Annotated in this window: 17 protein-coding genes; 8 read left to right on the top strand and 9 right to left on the bottom strand. The window is 67.8% G+C overall.

The window, feature by feature from the left end:
* Window positions 1-31: 31 nt before the first annotated feature.
* From EL337_RS08710 to EL337_RS08725, 4 genes are read right to left on the bottom strand one after another with little or no spacing between them, the layout of a single operon-like run.
* Window positions 32-1,222, bottom strand: coding sequence for a cytochrome P450 (locus tag EL337_RS08710; protein WP_048632362.1), 1,191 nt, complete (start codon window positions 1,220-1,222; stop codon window positions 32-34).
* Window positions 1,219-2,772, bottom strand: a complete 1,554-nt coding sequence (gene mhpA / locus EL337_RS08715) for a bifunctional 3-(3-hydroxy-phenyl)propionate/3-hydroxycinnamic acid hydroxylase MhpA (RefSeq protein ID WP_048632363.1) — start codon at window positions 2,770-2,772, stop codon at window positions 1,219-1,221. Before mhpA ends, EL337_RS08710 begins: the two co-directional genes overlap by 4 nt.
* A complete protein-coding gene (locus EL337_RS08720; RefSeq protein ID WP_048632364.1) occupies window positions 2,769-3,707 on the bottom strand; it encodes a fumarylacetoacetate hydrolase family protein in 939 nt (312 codons plus the stop codon). Before EL337_RS08720 ends, mhpA begins: the two co-directional genes overlap by 4 nt.
* Window positions 3,704-4,840: a VOC family protein gene (locus EL337_RS08725; RefSeq protein ID WP_048632365.1), complete on the bottom strand. Its 1,137-nt coding sequence runs from the start codon at window positions 4,838-4,840 to the stop codon at window positions 3,704-3,706. The genes EL337_RS08720 and EL337_RS08725 overlap by 4 nt, the downstream gene beginning before the upstream one ends.
* A gap of 100 nt (window positions 4,841-4,940) precedes the next feature.
* Between EL337_RS08725 and EL337_RS08730 the strand changes: the two genes are divergently transcribed.
* Window positions 4,941-5,642: a TetR/AcrR family transcriptional regulator gene (locus tag EL337_RS08730; RefSeq protein ID WP_370737149.1), complete on the top strand. Its 702-nt coding sequence runs from the start codon at window positions 4,941-4,943 to the stop codon at window positions 5,640-5,642.
* Window positions 5,643-5,752: 110 nt separating this feature from the next.
* A complete protein-coding gene (locus EL337_RS08735; protein ID WP_048632366.1) occupies window positions 5,753-6,742 on the top strand; it encodes an LmeA family phospholipid-binding protein in 990 nt (329 codons plus the stop codon).
* 8 nt (window positions 6,743-6,750) lie between these two features.
* Here the strand turns inward: EL337_RS08735 and EL337_RS08740 are convergent, their stop codons facing one another.
* Window positions 6,751-7,233 carry an Lrp/AsnC family transcriptional regulator gene (locus EL337_RS08740; protein WP_048632367.1) on the bottom strand — a complete coding sequence of 161 codons (483 nt, stop codon included), beginning with the start codon at window positions 7,231-7,233 and terminating at the stop codon, window positions 6,751-6,753.
* 139 nt (window positions 7,234-7,372) lie between these two features.
* On the opposite strand from EL337_RS08740, the gene EL337_RS08745 reads away from it, so the two are divergent.
* On the top strand, window positions 7,373-10,831 hold the full coding sequence (locus EL337_RS08745; RefSeq protein WP_048632368.1) for an indolepyruvate ferredoxin oxidoreductase family protein: 3,459 nt from the start codon (window positions 7,373-7,375) through the stop codon (window positions 10,829-10,831).
* Here the strand turns inward: EL337_RS08745 and EL337_RS08750 are convergent.
* The 4 genes from EL337_RS08750 to EL337_RS08765 form a co-directional block, all read right to left on the bottom strand.
* Window positions 10,828-11,481: a cutinase family protein gene (locus tag EL337_RS08750; protein ID WP_048632422.1), complete on the bottom strand. Its 654-nt coding sequence runs from the start codon at window positions 11,479-11,481 to the stop codon at window positions 10,828-10,830. The genes EL337_RS08745 and EL337_RS08750 overlap by 4 nt on opposite strands.
* Window positions 11,482-11,662: 181 nt before the next feature.
* Entirely contained in the window at window positions 11,663-12,211 is a 549-nt protein-coding gene (locus tag EL337_RS08755; protein WP_048632369.1) for a nuclear transport factor 2 family protein, read from the bottom strand.
* 22 nt (window positions 12,212-12,233) lie between these two features.
* A complete protein-coding gene (locus EL337_RS08760) occupies window positions 12,234-13,082 on the bottom strand; it encodes an aminoglycoside phosphotransferase family protein (RefSeq protein WP_048632370.1) in 849 nt (282 codons plus the stop codon).
* A gap of 20 nt (window positions 13,083-13,102) precedes the next feature.
* Complete coding sequence (locus EL337_RS08765; RefSeq protein WP_048632371.1) at window positions 13,103-14,269, bottom strand: LLM class flavin-dependent oxidoreductase; 1,167 nt, start codon at window positions 14,267-14,269, stop codon at window positions 13,103-13,105.
* 127 nt (window positions 14,270-14,396) lie between these two features.
* Between EL337_RS08765 and EL337_RS08770 the strand changes: the two genes are divergently transcribed.
* The 5 genes from EL337_RS08770 to EL337_RS08790 all read left to right on the top strand — a co-directional run bounded on the left by EL337_RS08770 (window position 14,397) and on the right by EL337_RS08790 (window position 21,403).
* A complete protein-coding gene (locus EL337_RS08770; protein WP_048632372.1) occupies window positions 14,397-15,755 on the top strand; it encodes an APC family permease in 1,359 nt (452 codons plus the stop codon).
* Window positions 15,756-15,843: 88 nt separating this feature from the next.
* The gene (locus tag EL337_RS08775) at window positions 15,844-16,512 is read left to right on the top strand and encodes a PAS and ANTAR domain-containing protein (protein ID WP_048632373.1); all 669 of its coding nucleotides are present in this window, start codon (window positions 15,844-15,846) and stop codon (window positions 16,510-16,512) included.
* Between the two features lie 15 nt (window positions 16,513-16,527).
* Entirely contained in the window at window positions 16,528-16,893 is a 366-nt protein-coding gene (locus EL337_RS08780; protein ID WP_048632374.1) for an STAS domain-containing protein, read from the top strand.
* Window positions 16,890-21,089, top strand: coding sequence for a SpoIIE family protein phosphatase (locus tag EL337_RS08785; protein WP_048632375.1), 4,200 nt, complete (start codon window positions 16,890-16,892; stop codon window positions 21,087-21,089). The genes EL337_RS08780 and EL337_RS08785 overlap by 4 nt, the downstream gene beginning before the upstream one ends.
* Window positions 21,089-21,403 carry an STAS domain-containing protein gene (locus EL337_RS08790; RefSeq protein ID WP_048632376.1) on the top strand — a complete coding sequence of 105 codons (315 nt, stop codon included), beginning with the start codon at window positions 21,089-21,091 and terminating at the stop codon, window positions 21,401-21,403. Before EL337_RS08785 ends, EL337_RS08790 begins: the two co-directional genes overlap by 1 nt.
* Window positions 21,404-21,409 lie beyond the last annotated feature (6 nt).

The raw sequence follows: 21,409 nt of genomic DNA on the forward strand, positions 1-21,409 counted from the left end.
TGAAACTAGCGTCTCGGTCATGCCGGGCATGCTAGGCGCCGACCAGTCGGACCGGTAGCCGGTCGTGGCGCCGGATGATGTTGTTGACCGCCCATTCCGGCGGACCGGTCAGCTCGATGCGTTCCACCCGCTCGGCGAGGGCACGCAGCATCGCGCTCGTCTCCAGGCGCGCCAATCCTTGACCCGCACAGGCATGCGCGCCCTGGCCGAAGCCCAGCTGGCGGGTGGCGTCCCGCCTGATGTCGAAGGTGTCCGGCCCATCCCACTCGAGCTCGTCGCGGTTGGCCGAGGCGTACATGACCAGTACGCGGGTGCCCGCCGCGATCGTCGTTCCCGCGATCTCGATGTCGCTGACCGCTTTTCGGGAGAAGGCACGCAGCGGCGACTCGTAGCGGATGACCTCGTTGATCGCGTTGGGTATCAGGGTGGTGTCGGCGCGGATCATCTGCCACTGCTCGGGGTGGGTGCCGAAGAGGTACAGAGCGTTGGAGATGGCGCTGATCGTGGTGTCCAACGACGGCGCGATGTAGTCGATCATCAGAGCTGAGCACTCGGCTGCGGTCAGTTGACCGTTGTCCGACGCGATCAGCACGTCATGCCCGAGGCTGCCCTCGATGACGGAGCGCTTCCTGACCACCTTGCGCGCGAACCGCAGCGTCTGACCGACATGGGGTAACGCCCTGACCGCGTGTCTGTTGAGCGGTCCGAGGATGTCGAAAGTCGCTCCGCCCCAGGCGAGGAGATTGCCGCGCTGCTCGCGCGGCCACCCGACCAGGTCGGGGACCACCGCCATCGGCAAGGCAGCTGCGACATCGGAAACCCCGTCCACGACATCCCGGTCCAGCGCCTCGTCGACCACCGCTGCCGCCTGGCGGTCCACGTCGTCGCTGATCGCGCGTAACGCGCGGGGGAGCATCCGGTGTGCGACCAGCTTGCGCCGCTCGTCGTGTTCGGCGCCGTCGCTGTTGAGGGTCGTCCCGCGGGAGAGTCGATTACTGAACGGATTGAGCGCGACACCCTCACCCGAGATGAACGCGGTGTCGTTGCGCAGCACCGACTTGCACTCCGCGTAACGCGGTAGTGCGTAGACCCGCTGGCGGGCCAGCCGGACGACCGGGCCCAGAGCGCGCAGTCGCGCGTAATGCGGGTAGGGGTCGATGATCGCCGCCGCACGGTAAATGTCCGGTCGGTAGGTCGGAATACGGTTGTCGGTCACCGTCATCGGCGAGTCCTCGTTTCTGCGCCGGACGGGCGCGGTACCACGGATCGAGTCAGGCTGTCGCAGACCGCGCTGAGGCGCCTGCTGGTGCTCATGACAGTCCGGTCCGGCCGGACCAACACGGCCGCGGCCCGGCCCTCTCGGAGCCACCGCCCCAGTTCGGAATCAGGTGAGGCGCGGTGCAGGACCGCTCCGCGCTGCTCGATGAGGGCCACCTGGGTACGATCGGGCATCTCGGTGGTGACGACGGCGAACCCGTCCCCCAGTAGGGAGTCGAGTCGGCTGCCCGTGGTGGCGACGACCGGATTCGGGCACAGCCTGCCCGCGAGTTCGCGGCGTCGGCGTGACCTGTGGACCAGCGACGAACGACGTAGCGCGGGGGATTCGCCATCGAGCACCTTGGCGCCCACACCGGGGATCCGGTGCAGTGCCGGCAGGGTGAGCCGACGTATCAGACCGCCGAGCCGGCCGCCGGAAGTCATGCAGCGTCCGACGCCCAGTGCGAGTCGGATCATGGTTCGAGCGTGTGGTTTTCGTTCAGCCTCATAAGTGTCCAGCACCTCGGGCCCAAGTGTGCCGTCCAGTACGGCGGCCAGCTTCCACGCGAGGTTCATGGCGTCGCGCACGCCTGCGCCCATGCCCTGGCCGATGAACGGGGGAGTGAGGTGCGCGGCGTCGCCGAGCAGGAACACCCGGCCGCGGCGCCAGCGGTCCGCCAGTTGGGCGCGGAAGGTGTACTCGGTGACGCGGACCAGCGTGAGGGCTTCGGCGGAGATGGGACCGAGCCAGGGGCGCAACAGCGGGAGCAGGGCGGCGAGGGTGGCGTAGTCGCCGGCGGTCTCGGAGTCGAGCAGCTGAAACTCCCACCGGTAGCGCGTCTCGCCGATGCGCATGTAGGTGGCTGCTCGACGCTGATCGCACACCTGGTGGACGCCTTCCCACTGGCCCAGGTCGGCGTCGGTCGCGATGTCGACGACGAGCCATCGCTGCGCGAAGCCGAGATCGTGCATGGTGGAGCCGATGTGGCGGCGGGTGACGCTGTTGGCTCCGTCGCATCCGAGGACGTAGTCGGCCTCCACCACGTGTTCGGTGCCGTCGGTGCGATCGGCGTAGGTCACCCGGACCGGCCCGACGATCCCGCCACAGATGTCGGTGACCTCGACGTTGCCGCGCAGTTCAGCGCCTGGATGTCGAGCCAGGTTGGTCCGCAGCAGCTGCTCGAACTCGGGTTGGTCGAACATGTTGGCCTGAGGGAAGCCGTTGCGGCTCAACGCAGTGTCGCGGACGAACTCCGCGAGCACGGTCATGGCACTGTCCAGGAGCCGCAGGCCCAGAGCGGGGCGGGAGATCGCGGCGAACGACTCGGCGACGCCCAGGCGCGCGATGATGCGAAAGACTTCGTCGTCCAGGTGGACGGCGCGCGGCTGCGGGTACACCTGCGTCCAGCGGTCGAGGACGAGGCAGTCGACGCCGTACCGGGCCAGCAGGGCGGCCGCGGTGGTGCCGGTGGGGCCTGCGCCGATGACGACGACCGCAACGTGGCGGACGTTCACGCGTATCTGACCACCGCGCGCTGGGTGCCCAGGTCGATCACCCCGTCGTCGGTGCCGACGTGGGCTTCGACGACGTCACCGGGCTTGAGGTACTTGTCGTTCTTCGCCTGGGCTTTGAAGAAGGCTCTCCATTTCACCGCGGGAGGAAGGAGGGCGCCGATGATCTCGATGGGCTTGGGCGGTGCGCTGAGCGCTGTGCCGGCGGGCGTCCCGGTGAGCACCAGGTCACCGACGTCGAGCCGCTGGAAGCGCGTCAACTCTTGGAGGGCGCGCAGAGGCGGATAGATCATGTCCCCGCCGACCACCGAGTCCTGGCGGAGCTCGCCGTTGACCCGTAGCTGCAGGCGCAGGTCGCGAAAGCGCGTGAGCTCGTCGCGGTCGAGCAGTACCAGCGACGGTCCTACCGGGGTGAACGTGGGATACGACTTCGCTTCGTAGAACTGGGTTTTGGGCAGCTGGACGTCGCGGGCAGATACGTCGTTGGTGACCACGAGCCCCGCGATGTAGTCAGGGAGGTCCGCGTCACCGAGGGTGGTGCCGACGGGCAGCTCGCGGCCGACGACGAGGCCGATCTCGACTTCGTAGTCCATGAAGCGGACATGGCGGGGTTTGACGATGTCATCGGCGGGTCCGTTGATCGACCCCGAGGCCTTGCGGAAGAACGTCAGCGGCACGGTCTCCGGATTCATGCCCGAATCCTTGACGTGCGACGCGTAGTTGGTCATCTGGGCCACCACCCGGCACGGTGCGGTCACGGGTGAGACGAGGGTCAAGGTCTCCACCGGGACGCCGAGTGTGCCGCTGCTTGCGGTGTCGATGGCCGCGCGGTCGCCCAGCAGCTCTGCAGTGGTACTCGCCTCGGTGTCGATCCGTACTGCGCCGCTGTCGGTCTGGACGTACCAGGCGTCGGCGGTGCGCAGAATGGTGGTGGTCATGAGCTGGCTACTTTCATCAGGCCGCGCAGGCGGGTCAGGGTGAATTCGTTGTCGTCGTCGCGGATCGCGGTAAACATCGACCGCAGTTCCTCGATGGACTCCCGGCCGGGGGCGATCCCCAGGAAGTCGTTGGTCACCGGAGGGCCCCACTGCGCGAGTCCGGTCGCGGTGAACGCCGCCCACCCGGGTTCCAGGCTGTTGTCGAACATGTCCCCATCGGCGAAGTGCTCGACGAGGAAGCCGTCGGGATCGCGCCAGTAGTCGAAGATCTGGCTGCCCTGGATGTGGCGTCCGATGCCCCAGGATCGGCGGTATCCGCGTTCACGCAAATACTCGCCACCGGCCGCCATCGCGTCGAGGTCGCTGACCTGATAGGCCGAGTGCACGTAGCGATTCCGCGGTCCGAGTGCCATGGCAAGGGTGTGGTGGTCGGCGGGGGTGTCGCCGCGGTCGCAGCGGATGAAGCTCATCGCCGGGCCGAGGCTGCGCTGACCGGGGAAGTAGAGGAAGTCGCTGACGATCATCCCGAGGTGGTCCAGATACCAGTTGAGGGCCTGGGTGTACCTGGTGCTCTGCAGCACGACGTGGCCCAGTCGCTGAACGCGTGCGGGGATCCGTCGCGGTCGTTGAGGGGCATTGGCGCGCAGCAGATCGTGGCCGAGATTGAGAACCTGAGGTGGCTGAGTGGGAAGCCGGGGGAGGTCGTGGGTCCCGGCGACGACGCGCACGGGGATTCCGGACGGGTCGACAAGGTCCACCGACAATCCGCCGATGCTCTCGGGCAGCGGTCGCGTCGCGGCGCCGGTCGCCGCGGCCAGGCGGGCGACGTCACCGCTGTCCTGCGCGCGGAAGGCGACTCCGAGGAATCGGGAGCGCGTGCCCTGACGCACGATCACGCAGGGTGCGCCCGCGTCGGCTCCCCGCAACTGCAGCTCGTCATCGCTGCGCAGCGCTGTCGAGAATCCGAATGCCTGCGCGAATGCCTCGGCACGGCGCAGATCCGGCTTCTCGAACTCCAGCCAGGCGATGTCCTGCACCTTGATGACCGGATTCCGGGACCGCCCGGTGTGTTCACCCCGGCGGGATCCCTGCTCGCTGTGCAGGTTCGTGTGCGCGCCCGTCGCGTCGCCCATCAGCGCCTCCTAGCTACTGACGAAATCGTCACATATGCCGTTATGCTCAGTCAAGCAAGATGACGAAATCCTCAGAAATGAGTGGGTCGGCTAGAATCCGATGACCTTCGGGAAGGAGGCGGCGCCGATGGCTCAGCCGAACGAATCGCAGGACGGCCCGCCGAACCGGCTCGCGCGCCGCAAGCAGAAGACCCGCGCCGCGTTGATCGCGGCTGCGCAGTCCTTCATCGCGGCCGGCAAGCTCAACGTCCCGGTGCTGGAGATCACCCAGGCGGCCGACGTCGGAATGGGGTCGTTCTACAACCACTTCGACAGCAAGGAACAGCTTTTCGACGCGGCGCTCACCGAGGTGCTGGACATGCACGGCGCCATGCTGGACGAGCTCACGCAGTCCTTGGAGGACCCGGCCGAGACCTTTGCGCGCAGTTTCCGTCTGACGGGCCGCATGTTCCGCGAACGGCCGCAGGAAAGCCGGGTGTTGCTCTCGGGCGGGCTGGCTCTGTTGTCGTCCGATCGCGGCCTGGGGCCGCGGGCGCGCCGCGATATCGCCGCAGCCATCTCTGCGGGCAGGTTCCACGTGGACGACCTCAGCCTGGCGCTGGCCGTGGTCGCCGGGTCGCTCCTCGGTCTCGGACAGCTGCTCCACGACCAGCCGGATCGTGACGTCGCCGACGCGGCGGACAGGGTCACCGAGTACGTGCTGACGATCCTCGGCATGTCCACCGACGAGGCGCGCCGGATCTGCGCGCTGCCGCTCCCCGAGCTAGGCACGCCGGGATTCGCGGAGGACGTCGGCCGCTAGCCGGGCGAGCTCCGCGTCACCGCCCTCGGCGCCGTCTTCGTCGGACCGGCCGGAACGCCCCGGCCACCGAATCCTCCGGTGCGGTTCGCCGATGAGGCAGAATTGCGGCGGTGACGAACCCGCCGAACCGCCCCGGCCAGCCCGGCTGGCGCGGCCGGGGAGCGCCACCGCCTGATCCGGCGACCCGTCGACTCCCACGCCCCGGCGGGCCGGACTCCCCAACGGAGAAGATCCGCGCGCGTCCCGCGGACGCGGCGCCCACCGAACAGATCCGACGGCCTCCGCCCGCCGCCCGGCCCCCACACCCGCCTGCTGTCCCGCCTCGACCGCCGTCGCCGCCCCGGCCTGCTACGCCCTCTGGCGACCGGCCCAGGAGTCGTAGCGCCCTCAACCGGCAGGCAATCATTCTGCTGGCGGTCATCGCGGTGGCCGTCCTGGCGGGCGGCCTGGCCGGCGCGGAGCTCTACGCACGCCACCGTGCCGACGACATCCTCGTGGCCGTGGCGGAATGCGTCGTCGAGGACGGCGCGACCATCTCCTACGGGGTGAATCCACCGTTCCTGTGGCAGCACATGACCGGCCACTACACCAACATCTCGGTACGCACAGCCGGTGACCGTGTGCAGTCCGCGGACGGAATGACCGCGGACGTCACCCTCCGAGACATCCGGCTACAGGGATCGGGTGACTCGAAAGGGACCATCGGTTCACTCGACGCCACGCTGACCTGGTCGTCGGCCGGCATCAAGGACACCGTCGCCACCAACCTGCCGGGGGTCGGCAGTCTGGTCACCGGCGTCACGACCGACCCGTCCGCAGGCACGCTCGTCCTCGCTGCGGGCAGCGCCGGCGTCACCGCGCGACCCGTTGTCACCGACGGTGACCTCAACCTCGAGGTGCTCGATGTCACCGGACCGTTCCCCAAGGATGCCGTGCAGTCGGCCCTGAACGATCTGACCAAGAAACTGAACGACAACTATCCGCTCGGCATCCGGGCGGACAGTGTCGAGGTCACCGAAAGTGGAGTCGTCGGAACGTTTTCCAGTCGTGACGCGTCGATTCCGACCGAAGAGTCCAACGCCTGCTTCGCGCGGCTGTAGAAGCGCCGTCACCCCACCCCGCGGCCCGCGGCCAGTTCTTCCAGCAACGGCCGCGTCCGGTAGGCGACCACTTCGTGCATCGCGACCGACATCGTCGTGCGCTCCACCCCGGGGACCGCGAGGACGAGTCCGGCGACGCGGTACAGATCGTCGGCGTCGGTGGCCACCACGCCGATCAGCAGGTCGGCCGCGCCGGACAACCCGGTGACCTGCGTGACCTGCGTGACGGTCTCCAGCTCGGCGATCACGTCCTCGAGCCGGTGCTGATCGACGACCACGGTGATGAAGGCCTTCAGCGGGTAGCCCAGGTCGCGGGGCGACACGCACCGGTCGATCGGCGCGAGCACCTTCTCCTGGTCCCATCGGGCCAACCGCGCCTGCACGGTGTTTCGTGCCAGGTTCAGCATGGTCGCCAGCTGCACGCCGGTTGCCCGTGGCGCGTCACACAGCGCCAGGAGCAGTCGGGCGTCGGTTCGGTCCAACTTCGTCATGTCGCGCAGTATCCCACGTCACACTGCTCACAGAATGGGCAACATGCTCAAGCCATCAGCGCATGGTTGCTCACAATGCATGGCAATGACACCCTGGAGGGAGCAATACGCCCAGCAATCGCCAAGGTGGTGTACACAGTTGACGGATCTCGACACCCGACGGCCGGACCGGGACGCTTCGAAAGTCCGCTATCAACTCGGCGACCGCTTCCGCGCGGGCTCCGGTCCCGTGGTGCTGACCGGGGTGCAGGCCATCGCCCGCGCGCTGGTCGAACAACACGACCGCGACACTCGCGCCGGACTGCGGGTGGCGACGTTCGTGTCCGGATATCAGGGCAGCCCGCTCGGCGGCGTCGACCGGATGTTGACCGGCATGCCCGACGTGCTGCGCGCGCACGACATCACCTTCGTCCCTGGCCTGAACGAGGAACTGGCGGCGACGTCGGTGTGGGGCAGCCAGGCTCAACTGCCCGCAGACACTCTGACGCGTGACGGTGTCATCGGTGTCTGGTACGGCAAGGGGCCCGGGCTCGACCGTGCGACAGACGCCCTCCGGCACGCAAACATGTACGGCGCCAATCCGCGCGGAGGGATGCTGCTGCTGGTGGGCGACGACCCGGCGTCGAAGTCCTCCACCGTTCCCGCGGTGAGTGAGCGGTCCCTGGCAGCCCTCGGAATTCCGGTCCTCTTCCCGCGCAACGCCCGAGAAATCGTCACGATGGCCATGCACGGCGTGGCCCTGTCCCGGGCTTCGGGGTGCGTGGTGGCGCTCAAGATCGTCGCCGACGTCGCCGACGGCGCTTGGTCTGTCGACCCGCACGACGTCGACGTCGACATCGTTGTCCCTGAAGTCTGCTGGGACGGTGCGCCTTTCGTCTACCGGCAGCGTCCGATGGCAGCTCCTGCGGCCAGTCTGGACGCCGAGGCGGACCTGTACGGCCCTCGTGCCGAGGTGGTCCGTGCGTACGGCGCGGCCAACCACCTTGACGTCATCGAGATCGACCCGCCGCAGGCCACCGTCGGGATCGCCGCCACCGGAACGACATTCGACTCGGTGCGGCAGGCGCTGGCCGACCTCGGCGCCGATGACGTCGCCCTGCACCAGGCAGGTGTCCGGCTGCTGAGGATCGGCATGCCCAGCCCGTTGGGCTCCGATACCGTCACGACCTTTGCCACGGGCCTCGACGAGATCCTGGTGGTCGAAGACAAGACCGCCTTCATCGAGACGCAGATCCGCGAGATCCTCTACGGCCGAGCGGGTGCGCCGCGGATCATCGGTAAGAAGGACGCCGCGGGGCGGCTGCTGATCCCCGCCGGCGGCGAACTGACGGCGGGCCGGCTGCTCGCACCGCTGCGCCGCGCGCTGCAGGGCCGCCTCGAGCTCAGGAAGCCCCCGCCGCCGCCGCTGTCGTTGGAAGTGCTTCCCGCCCAACGTGCCGCCTACTTCTGCAGCGGCTGCCCGCACAATCGCTCGACGGCGGTGCCGGAAGGATCTCTGGCGGCCGGTGGCATCGGCTGCCACACCATGGTGACGATGTCGGACCGCGCAGACAGTGCCGTCACCGGATTGACCCAGATGGGCGGTGAAGGCAGCCAGTGGATCGGCCAGGCGCCGTTCACCGAGGTGCCCCATCTGTTCCAGAACATCGGTGACGGAACGTTCTTCCATTCCGGACAACTCGCCGTACAGGCCTGCGTCGCCGCCGGGGTGAACATCACCTACAAGGTGCTGTGGAATGAGGTCGTCGCCATGACCGGCGCCCAGCATGCCGAGGGTGCGGTGAGTGTTGCTCAGCTGACGCACAAGCTGACCGCCGAGGGTGTCGCGCAGATCATCATCTGTGCTGATGAACCCAAGCGGCACAACAGGCGTGCGCTTGCCAAGGGCACGCTGGTCTGGCACCGCGATCGTCTCGACGAAGCCCAGAAGCGCCTGCGGGAGGTCCCCGGCGTCACCGTCCTGATCTACGACCAGCACTGCGCGGCCGATGCGCGTCGGCAACGCAAGCGCGGCACCCTGCCCGCCCGCAGCACCCGGGTTCTGATCAACGAAGCAGTCTGCGAAGGCTGTGGGGACTGCGGCGTCAAGTCGAATTGCCTGTCGGTGCAGCCGGTGGACACCGAGTTCGGCCGCAAGACCCGGATCGACCAGACCTCGTGCAATACCGATTACAGCTGCCTCGACGGGGACTGCCCGTCGTTCGTCACCGTCGAGGTGCGGCCGGAGAAGAAGCGCCGACGTCGCGCCGTCCCGACACCGCCGGCGGTGCCCGATGTCGACGCCGAGGCCGTGACAGCCACGCACAACGTGTTTTTCGCCGGGATCGGCGGTACCGGCATCGTCACCGTGAACCAGGTGCTGGCGACCGCCGCGCTGAGGGCGGGCTACGACGTCGAGAGCCTGGATCAGATCGGGCTGAGCCAGAAGGCGGGTCCTGTCGTCTCCCACTTGCGGTTCTCCGCCGGCAGGCTGGATCCCTCCAACCGGCTGACCCCCGGCACCGCGGACTGCATCGTGGCCTTCGACCTGCTCGCTGCCGCGGATGCAAAGAACCTCGGCTACGGCGACGCGAGCACAACGGTCTCCGTCGCGTCCACGAGCAAGACCCCCACCGGCGCCATGGTGTACGACAAGACCATCAGCTACCCGGAGACGCCGTACCTGCTCCAGCGCCTCGGGCAGGTGTCGCGCAGCGTGCACTCATTCGACGCGCTGGCAGCGGCCCAGACGTTCTTCGGAGACACCGCCGCCGCGAACTTCCTGTTGATCGGTGCGGCGTATCAGACGGGCGCACTGGGTATTCCGGCGGCGGCGATCGAAGAGGCCATCGGGATCAACGGGGTCGCCGTCGATACCAACGTCGCCGCGTTCCGCTGGGGGCGCGTCGCGATCGCGGACCCGGCGCACTTCCATGACCACGCCTTCCCGGCGGTTGAGGGCCGGACCGCGCCGCCGCCCGCACGCGTCCTTGAGGGCGCGACGTTCTCGGGCCACGTCGGCGACCTGATCACACGACGGACGGCCGACCTCATCGCATTCCAGAATGAGAAGGTGGCCCGCAGCTATGTGACTCTGCTGCAGGCAATCTGGGATGCCGAGCGCGCACTCGGCGACCGCACCGAGTTCAGTGAGGCGGTGGCGAAGGGCCTCTTCAAGTTCACCGCGTACAAGGACGAGTACGAGGTGGCGCGACTGCTTACCGATCCGCGGTTCCTTGCCGCCGTGAGCTCCGAGATCCCGGAAGGGGAGAAGCTGACCTACAAGCTTCATCCGCCGACGCTGAGGGCCTTGGGGCGTACGAAGAAGATCGGTCTCGGTCCGAGGAGTCACGTGGCCCTTCGCGTCCTGGCCAAGGGGAAGCGGCTGCGGGGAACCAGATTCGATCCATTCGGCTATGCCCACGTCCGCAGGATCGAACGGCAGATCCTCGCCGAGTACACCGACATCGTGACCACGCTTGCTGCGGAGCTCGATCCGGACAACTACGACCGCGCCGTCGCCATCGCAGGGTTGCCGGACATGGTGCGTGGCTACGAGAACATCAAACTGGCCAGTGTCGAGGAATACCGCGGGCGACTGCGCGATCTGGGGGTCTAAACCCGCTGCTGCACGTGTTTGGTGATCCACTGCGCGGCAAGCTTGACCAGCCCCGACTGCGGATAGCGGACGTGGGCATCGAAATCGTCACCGCGCGAACAGATCGGATCCCCTGTGTTGCACAGGTCTGCGGTGCGTGACCCGAAGTCGGGGCTCAGCAGTGTCAGCGGCTTGCCGATCCGTGCCGACGGATTTCCGAAGACGGCGACGGCGGCGACGCGCGGCACGACTGCCAGCGGAAGTGGCGCGGTGTAGCCGAATCCCGGGATCGGTGCGGTGGTGACGACGTCGATGACCGCGGCACCTTGCGAGTAGCCGCCCAACACGATCTTGCTGTCCGGGCACGTCGCGGCGATGTTCTGGATCCGCCTGCTGGCGTCGTTGGCTCCGGCGGCCACCTGGGTGAAGTCCCACGTTGCCGGATACTTCACCGCGTACGTGCCGATCGACTTGCCTTTGACCATCGGACGCAGCGTGTCCACCAGGGACTTGCCCACGACGCCGAGGCCGGCAGGCTCGTCGGTGCCGCGTGCGAAGACGACCTCGATGTCATGGCAGTCCGGTGCGGCGGCCGCCGGCGCAGCCACGGGCAGACCCGCAACCGTCAGTGCGGCAACAGCATAGGAAGCGGCGATTGCCGTCCGGAGCATGCGCACACGGGTGATGCCGACAGCCACGGGCCTCTCCTCGACCTGACGCGGTGAACGAGCGATGTCGACCACTGTGTACCCACCAGTCACATTTTTCACTCCGGTAACAGTCTCACCAGGGTAGCGCGGCGAGGCCTGCTGTCGCATGACACCGCGTTGAGCAGGGCAGATGGTGCCGCGATCAATCGTGCTGCGGTGAAGGACGGAGCAGAGAGAAGAACTCGAAGGACGGGTCGTCGGCGGCCATGCTGCCGGCGGGGGTGTCCCGGGTGACGGGATGGCGGAGATCCCTTATCGACGGGTCGTGCACCTGTGCCCAGTCGGTCACGATGGCGCGCTCGGCGATCCGCCACGTCGCGTCGCGCTTCTCGTACCTGTCCAGGTAGCGCCCACCCACGACGACGTCGACGTCGTGGTCGCCGGCCATGAAGGTGTGCGTGGCGATCGTGTAGATCTCGCCTTCGGCGACGTCGCCGTCGACCGCGAAGTTGGCGGTGGTGACGTGGTGCTGCATCGATCGCAGGTAGGGGCGCGCCGCCACCATCTGATCGATGAAGTCGCCCACCGGACCGGAGGAGAAGCTCCCGTGGGCATCGGCGGCATCGGGATGATAGAGACCGCGCAGCGCGGCGAAGTCGCCCCGGTCGACGGCGCGGCAGTATCGGTGCGCGAGCTTGCGGAGCTGATGTTCGTCGATCATCTCCTGCACCAGTGCGTCGGTGTGCGTCATCTCGATCGGCCTTTCTCTGCGCTCAGTCCTGCACAGCCTTGGCGATGGTTGCGTAGCTGGTCAACGCCGTCGCGTCGGCACGTCCATCGGCCAGTTCGCGGGTCCACGCGTGCACCACCCGGATCAGCGTCCAGGCCCGCGCACGGTCCTCGTCGAGGCCGGCGGCGTCGACGAGCGTGTAGAAGCGGCGGCGGACGCCATCTCGGATGCCACTGCGGACAGTCCCGTCGAGGTCGTCCCAGCGGTGCCACAACATCGGCGCCAACTCGTAGTGCGGATCCCCGTTCATCGGGTGCGGAGAGATCGCCAGCCAGGGACTGCGATCGGCGGCGAGCACAGTGCCGTAATGGAGGTTGCCGTGCAGCACGACGTCGGAGGCTGCGTCGGTCGTCAGGTCGCGGCTGAGCGCCGCCACCTGTTCCACGAGCCGGTGAGGAATCGCCGCGCCCCGGGGCAGCTCCCCGAGCGTGTCCGCCCACTGCGTCACATACGAACTGACGGAACGTAACTGAGGCATCGGCGAGACGTGCAGGCGGCGGTAGAGCCCGCTCACGATCGCACACGCCTCGGTGTCGGACACGCTCGCCAGGCTGTGTGAATGTGCCCGCTCCACGAGCACGGCGTGCTGTGGCGGGTCGGCGCGCAGCAACCGCACCGCCCCGTCGCCACCCCAGCGCCGCAGCACGAGATGTTCGTGTTCGGAGCCGTGGCCGTCGCGACCGATCTTGAGAACCGCCGCGGCGCCCCCGGAGGTGAGCACGGGTACCACCAGTGACCCGGCGGTCTCCCGGGTCGGTCCGTCGATGCGAAGGTCCCACTGCTCGAGGTGGAGCTGCACGGCGCGTGCGACGTCGCGATGACCTTCGGTCATGAAATACGTTTCAGGATGACCTAATTCGCAGCCGGTGTCTGCTTTGCCTGCTGTTCGGCGGCATGGTCTTCGATGGCCTTGCCGATCGCGTGGGCCGCCTGGTCGACGAACGAGCGACCGCTGCCGGTGACCCAGTCCCGCGAGGCGACCGGACCGGTGAGCTGGCCGGTGAAGTGGGGTATCACGTACTGCGCGAACAGCTCGTAGCTGTGCAGCTTCGCCGCCGGGTCGGCCCAGTCGTGGTCGAACAACAGGAACGCGCCGAAGCCACCGTTGCTCGCCTCGACCAACTCCTCGATCTTGGCGATCGCGTCGGCTGGGGTGCCGATCACGGCGAACCCGGACTCGCGGTTGTTGGCGATGATCTCCGCCGCCGTGTCGCCCTGTACCGGACCGGCGGGCAGGATGTGGGCGAAGTACCGCGAGAACTCCGCAATCCCGTACTCGACGTCGCGCTCCGCCTGTTCGCGCGTGTCGGCGAGGTGCATCGGACCCACCAGCCGCCACTTCGACCGGTCCGCGATGTGGCCGTTCTCCAGGGCGACTTCTTCCCAGGTGTTCCAGTGCTGGGCCAGCAGATCCATCCCCTGCTTGGCGGTGGCGGCAATCGACAGCATGCCGATGCCGTGCCGGCCGGCACCCCGCGGCCCGGTGGGCGAGAACGACGCCGCGACCGCGACGTCGAAGCACGGGTCGCTGTACGGCTTCAGCTGAAGTCGTGCGTCCTGCAGGGTGAAGCCGTCCGTGCGCATCGTGACGGTCTCTCCCCGGAGCAGGCGCATGATCGCGTCGAGGCTCTGCTCCATGCGCGGCCGTTGTTCGTCGGCGGGGATCCCGAGCATGTGAGCGTCCGAGGTGAGCTGACCCGGACCGCAGCCGAGCATCACGCGGCCTCTGGTCAGGTGGTCGAGCAGAACCATGCGATCGGCCAGCATCAACGGGTTGTGGTACGGCAACGAGCTGACGCCCGTGCCGAGCTTGATGTGCTTGGTGCGTTCGGCTGCGACACCGAGGAAAACCTCGGGGGACGCGATGATCTCGAAACCCGCCGAGTGGTGCTCGCCGACCCACGCCTCCTGGAAACCGAGTCGGTCCATCGCCACGATCAGGTCGAGGTCCCGCTCCAGGGCCAGGGTGGGGTTCTGTCCGACGGGATGAAACGGGGCCATGAAGTTTCCGAAGCGCATCTACACATTCTGGACCGAAGAGGCGGCCCGGCGTGGCGAGATGGGCACCGGCAGGCATCGATCGACCACAACCGGGTATCTGTGACACGGCCATCGGGCCTATGGGGGATCGACAGGGGGCGAACACATGTCTTCGGACACGATCGACACGGCCGGGACGCAGACAAAGCTGGCGCGCAAGATCACCGGCCCGTTGCTGTTCCTGTTCATTCTCGGCGACGTACTCGGCGCCGGCATCTACGCGCTGATGGGGGAGCTGTCCGCGCAGGTCGGTGGGGTGCTGTGGGCTCCGCTGGCGGTGGCACTGCTGCTGGCGCTACTTACCGCCGGGTCCTACGCCGAACTCGTGACCAAGTATCCGCGCGCCGGCGGCGCGGCGGTGTTCGCCGAGCGGGCCTTCGGGAAACCGATCGTCTCGTTCCTGGTGGGATTCAGCATGCTCGCTGCCGGTGTGACGAGCGCAGCCGGTCTGGCGCTCGCGTTCGGCGGCGACTACCTCGCGACGTTCATCGACGTCCCCGCGGTCCTCGCGGCGGTGGTGTTCCTCCTTCTGGTGGCGTGCCTGAACGCCCGCGGGATCAGCGAATCGCTCAAGAGCAATGTCGTGATGACGGTCATCGAACTCTCGGGTCTGGTTCTCGTCATCGCCGTCGTGGCGCTGATGGTCGGCGGCGGGAACGGTGACGTCGGGCGCGCCGGCGAGTTCCCCGACGCAACCTCGCCGGGACTGGCCATCCTCGGTGGCGCGATTCTCGCGTACTACTCCTTCGTCGGTTTCGAGACGTCGGCCAATGTCATCGAGGAGGTCAAGGATCCGAGCCGGGTGTATCCGCGGGCGCTGTTCGGTGCGCTGATCACCGCGGGACTGGTGTACGTCCTGGTCGGTCTGGCAAGCGCGATCGCGCTTCCGTCCGAGGAGCTTTCGCAGTCCACCGGCCCGCTCCTGGATGTCGTGAAAGCCTCAGGCGCAGGAGTTCCGGAGTGGCTGTTCAGCCTGATCGCGCTGGTGGCCGTCGCGAACGGCGCCCTGCTGACGATGATCATGTCCAGCCGCCTGGCCTTCGGGATGGCCGAACAAGGGCTGCTGCCAAGTGCTCTCGCGCGGGTGCTGCCCAACCGCCGCACCCCCTGGGTCGCGATCGTCGCCACGACGGTGGTCGCGATGCTGCTCACGCTGATCGGAGATCTGTCGACTCTCGCCGAGACCGTGGTGCTGCTTCTACTGGTCGTGTTCCTCTCGGCCAACGTCTCGGTACTGGTCCTGCGGCGCGACCGTGTCGCCCACGATCACTTCCGCGTCTGGACCTTCGTGCCGGTTCTCGGCATCGGATCATGTGTGCTGCTGCTGACGCAGCAGAGCGCGACGGTGTGGCTGCTGGCTGCGGCGCTGCTCGCGGCGGGCGTCGCGCTGTACTTCGTGGCGAGAAAATTCGCCGGCCGACCGGAGCAGGACGCGACCGAGACTGCGAGGCCCGACCGGCCCTAGGAGGGCGGGTGCCGCGGACGCGGCGTGAGCCTGGCGACAACCTGTGTGAACAGGTTTGCGATTCGGCGGTGAGTGGAATAATGCGGCAATGCCGCAGTCCGACCCGTCCCCCGGACCCGAGCTGGACGAACTCCTGCGGTCGAGAGGCGACCTGAACGTCGGTAGCTTCCGGTTCTGGTTCGTCGGGCAGCGATGGGAATGGTCGGACGAGGTCGCGCGCATGCACGGTTATGAACCCGGCACGGTGACGCCCACCACCGAGTTGCTGCTCGCCCACAAACACCCCGACGACAGGCGACACGTGCAGGAATTGTTGGACCAGGCGCTGCATTCGGGCAGGCCGTTTTCCAGCAGGCACCGCTTTCTCGACAGGCAGGACCGCGAACACACCGTCCTCGTGCTGGCCGACAGGATGCTCGCCGACGACGGCGCCGTGGTGGGTACGGAGGGCTACTACGTAGACCTGACCCACACGCTCGATGATGCGCGCCGTGATGCCCTCAGCAGCTCGCTGCCCGATCTGTTCGCCGCGCGCGCCGCGATCGAACAGGCCAAAGGGGCGCTGATGCTGGTCTACGGAGTGGGCGACGATCAGGCCTTCGAGCTGCTGCAGTGGCGATCGCAGGAGACCAACACCAAGCTGCGCACGCTGGCCGCCCAGGTGGTTGCGGCGTTCCCCACGCTGCAGATACGCCAGGATGACCTGCGGCGCCAATTCGATCACCTTCTGTTGACCGTGCACCGGCGCACCGAGTGAGGGGCGACGGGACGCGTGGGACTTCTCGACATCGTGCGCGACGTTCGCGACGTCGCGGTCGTGCTGCGGGCCGAAGGCGACGTGGACTCGAGCACCGCCGACGCCCTGATGACCGCATTGGACGCCGCTGTGGTTGAGGCGCAAGCGCATCCAGCCAGAGTGCTGATCGTCGAGCTGGACGGTGTCACCTACTTCGGCAGTGCCGGGCTGAACGCGTTGATCGGCTGCGCCGAACGCGGCAGCGCACATGGCGTCGCGGTGCGTCTGGTGGCCACCAACCCGGAGGTGACGCGTCCGATCGAAGTCACCAGACTCGACTCGGTGCTGCCGCCCCACCGCAGCGTGGCCGATGCTCTGTCCTCGGCAGACGGGCCGCAATGACGGGAACGAGCACCGAAGGCGGTTCCTCCGCCCAGGTTTTCGCGGCCGGCGGCGACGTCGGCCGCGACCACGCGCGCGTGGACTGGGCATCGACACCGCTCGGCCCGCCGGAAGGCTGGCCGCAGAGCCTGCAGACCGCGGTGAGCATCCTGCTGTCCTCGCGGTTCCCCATGTGGATGGCCTGGGGGCCGGACCTGACCTTCTTCTGCAACGACGCCTACCGCCGCGACACGCTGGGCCGCAAGTACCCGTGGGCGCTCGGACGTTCGGCACGCGAAGTGTGGGCGGAGGTCTGGGCAGCCGCCGGCCCGCGAATCGAACAGGTGCTCTCGACCGGCGAGGCGACCTGGGACGCCGCGCTTCTGTTGTTCCTGGAACGTTCGGGCTACCCCGAGGAGACCTACCACACCTTTTCCTACAGCCCGCTGTGCGACGACGACGGGCAGGTCGTCGGGATGTTGTGCGTGGTCAACGAGGACACCATGCAGGTGATCAGCGAGCGGCGGATGGCCACGCTGCGAGACCTGGGCTTCGACCCCAACGTGCTGAGCACCGAGTCGGAGATCCTGGCGTTCACCGCGTCTCAGCTCGCCCAGAATCTGAGCGACCTGCCGTTCACGCTGACGTATCTGTTCGACGACGACGGCGCTGCCCACCTGGCGGCAACCAGCGGTCTGCCTGCAGGCCACCTTGCGGCTCCGGCGACGCTGGCCCCCGACGCCGCGAGCCCGTGGCCGGTCGCAGAGCCGGCCCGCGGCGAGTCGGTACTGGTCGACCTCGACGGTGACGCGTATGCGGGCCTGCCGACCGGTAACTGGCAACAACCGCCGGTGCAGGCACTGGTCGTGCCGCTGTCTCCCCAGGGTGGTCCGCCGAGCGGCTTCATGGTCGCCGGGCTCAACCGGTACCGACCCCTCGACGAGGGGTATCGGGGCTTCGTCACCCTCGTCGCGGGACACATCGCGGCGGGCATCGGCCTGGCGCGCAGCTACCGCGCACAACAACGGCGCGCCGACGAACTGGCCGAACTCGATCGGGCCAAGACAACCTTCTTCTCCAACATCAGCCACGAGTTCCGCACCCCGCTGACATTGATCCTCGATCCGGTGTCCGAGTTGCGGCGCGCCGAAGGTGTCGACGACGCCATGCGCAACGAGCTGGACATGGTGTGGCGTAACGGATTACGGCTCACCAAGTTGGTCAACGCGCTGCTCGACTTCTCCCGCATCGAGGCGGGTCGCACGCAGGCCAACTATCGGGAGGTAGATCTCGGCACCTTCACCGCAGATCTCGCCAGCGTCTTTCGCTCGGCCATCGAACGCGCGGGGCTCACCCTCGAAGTGAACTGCGAGCCGATCGGCGATCCCGTCTACATCGACCTCGACATGTGGGAGAAGGTCATCTTCAACCTGCTGTCGAACGCGCTGAAGTTCACGTTCGAGGGCGTGGTGTCCGTGCGGGCCTATCGCGAGGCGGCGGAGGCGGTGGTGACGGTGTCGGACACCGGAACCGGCGTGCCTGCCGCCGAGATGCCGCGGCTGTTCGAGCGGTTCCACCGCATCGAGAACGCGCGCGCACGCTCGAACGAGGGCAGCGGCATCGGACTGGCGCTGGTGAAGGAACTCATCCAGCTTCACGGCGGCACCATCGACGCCGACAGCGTGGAGGGGCGGGGGACCACCTTCACGATCCGGCTGCCCATCGGGACAGCGCACCTACCCGATGAGGTGGCCGCCCCCGCAGAAGGCGTTCGCCGGGTCGGTGTGGGCGCAGTTGCCTACGTCGAGGAGGCGCTGCGCTGGCTGCCGGCCGGCCGGGACGGCTCTGAGCTGTCAGAGCGCGAGAAAGGCTATCCATCAGAGCTTTCGGCCGATCAGCCGCCGTTCTCAGGAGCCCTCGGCACCCTGCGGGTGCTCGTCGCCGACGACAACGCCGATATGCGCGACTATCTGACCCGGCTGTTGCGGGCCGACGGCTACCAGGTCGATGCCGTCGCCGACGGCTACGAGGCGCTCGAAGCCGTCCGGGCCGACATTCCGGACATCGTGGTGAGCGACGTGATGATGCCGCGACTCGACGGTCTCGGACTGGTTGCGGCGCTTCGGGCCGACCGGCGCACCGCAGCGGTACCTGTGCTGCTGTTGTCCGCGCGTGCCGGTCAGGAGGAGTCGATCAGCGGGCTGCGGGCCGGGGCCGACGACTACCTCGTCAAACCCTTCGCCGCCGCCGAACTCCTTGCCCGGGTTCGCGCCAACGTCGAGCTCGCACGACTGCGCGACTATCACGCGCGGTGGCGGACGGCCGTCGTCGATTCCCTGCAGGAAGCCTTCTTCATCTGCGACGAGCACGGCAACGTGATCGAGATCAACGGGGCATTCACCGACATCCTGGGATACGACACCGACGGCCTGCCTTACGGTGTCGCGCATCCCTGGTGGCCTTCGCTCGACAGTGACCCCGATGCTCACCGGATGGTCACCGAGGCGTCTACCCAGGTGCTCGAGCAGCAGCACGGAGTGCTGACCGCAGTTCCGCTGACGCATCGGGACGGGCATCGACTCTGGGTCACGGCGACGTTCACCCATGCCGAGGATCCGGACACCGGTCGTCGGATCGTCGTCGGCACGATGCGCGACGTCACTGCCGAGCACTACATCGTCCAGCGCGAATCAGCGCTGGCATCGCTCAATGAGCAACTGGTACAAGCCGATACAGTGGACGACGCGGTTGCGGCCGCAGCCAAGGCCTTCCAGGCGGTATGGGGCGCGCGGCGGGTGCTGGCGGTCACCCTGCCCTCCGGACCGCCCGACGAGGACGCCGATGACGCGACCATGACGGGTGTGACCGCGATGGTCTGCGTTGGTGAACCGACGCGATGGGACGAGCTGTCGTCGGGCACCCGTCAGGCGATCGTCCGCCTGCGCGATGACGATCTGCTCGACCCCGAGACGTCTGAGCCCGGAGCTGCGGGGGTGGCGCTGCAGCACCCGCTGGGTGTTCTGGTGATCTACCTCGAGCTGTTCGAACAGCGCCGGTTCTCTGCGGAGGACGAGACACTCCTGACCGTGCTCGCCGGACGTCTCGGTCAAGGCCTGCAACGGGTTCACCAGATCGATCAGCAGCGAGAAACGGCGCTGGCGCTCCAGCACGCGATCCTTGGCCCGGCCGTCTCCCGCGGGTTTGCCGTGCGATATCAGCCGGCGACGGTCCCGCTTCAGGTCGGCGGGGACTGGTATGACGTCGTCGACCTCGACGATGGTCGCATAGGGCTCATCGTGGGCGACTGCGTCGGCCACGGGCTGAAAGCCGCCACCGTCATGGGCCAGCTGCGCAGCGCCTGCCGTGCGCTTCTCCTGGAGCATCCCAGTCCGGCCGCCGCGTTGTCAGGGCTGGACCGGTTTGCCGCCCGCCTGCCCGGCGCCAGGTGCACCACCGCCTTCTGCGCGGTGCTCACCCCCGAGACCGGCGAGCTGGTGTACTCCTGCGCCGGACACCCCCCGCCGATCCTGGTGCAGGCAGACCACTCGACGCGGTTGCTCGAAGGCGCGCGCGCGACCCCCCTCGGGCTGAGGCAACCCCCGCACCGCACAGAGGCGCACGCGACCATGCCGCCGAGGTCGACCCTGCTGCTCTACACCGACGGGCTGGTGGAACGCCGCCGCGAGTCCATCGACGACGGCATCGCGCGCGCCACCGACGTCGTTGCGGACAACCGGGCCACCGCGCTGGACGAGCTGGCGAACACGATCATGTCTCGGCTGGCGCCGTCCGACGGCTATCACGACGATGTGGCTCTACTGCTGTACCGGCAGCCTGCGCCGCTGGAGCTGGAGTTCGCCGCCGACGTCGACGAGCTGGCCGGGAGCCGCACGGCACTGCGCGGCTGGTTGGACAGCGCTGGGGTGAGCTCCGAGCAGAGCCTCGACGTGCTGATCGCAGTGGGTGAGGCACTGTCCAACGCCATCGAGCACGGGCACCGGGACCACCCGGCCGGGCGGGTCCGTCTCCGCGCGATCGCGCTGCCTGACCGTCTGCACGTGACCATCGTCGACACCGGTACCTGGAAAACGCCCGCGGACATTCCCGAGCTGCATCGTGGACGGGGTATCGCGCTCATGCGGGCGCTCATGCAAGATGTCACCATCGATTCGCAAAACACCGGCACCACCGTGCACATGCACGCAAGGATTGCCTGATGGCCACACCGCTGCGCCTCCGTACCGACCGTCAGGACGACGGTTCTCTGGTGCTGTTCGCCGCCGGAGAGCTGGACCTGAGCAACATCGGCACGTTCTCCGACGCGATCGCCCACGCGATCACCGCGAACCCCGACGGAACCGTGCTACGGGTCGACCTCAGCGAGGTCGAATATCTGGACAGCGGCGCCATCAACGTGCTCTTCGATCACGCGGAGTCGATCGACGTGGTGGTCAACCCGATCCTGCTACCGGTGCTGACCGTCAGCGGGCTCACCGATGTGGCCACCGTCCGGCCGGCGTCGCCGGGATAGTCGGCC

The organism is Mycolicibacterium aurum (genome assembly GCF_900637195.1).
In the GTDB taxonomy this organism is placed as follows: Bacteria; Actinomycetota; Actinomycetes; order Mycobacteriales; family Mycobacteriaceae; genus Mycobacterium; species Mycobacterium aurum.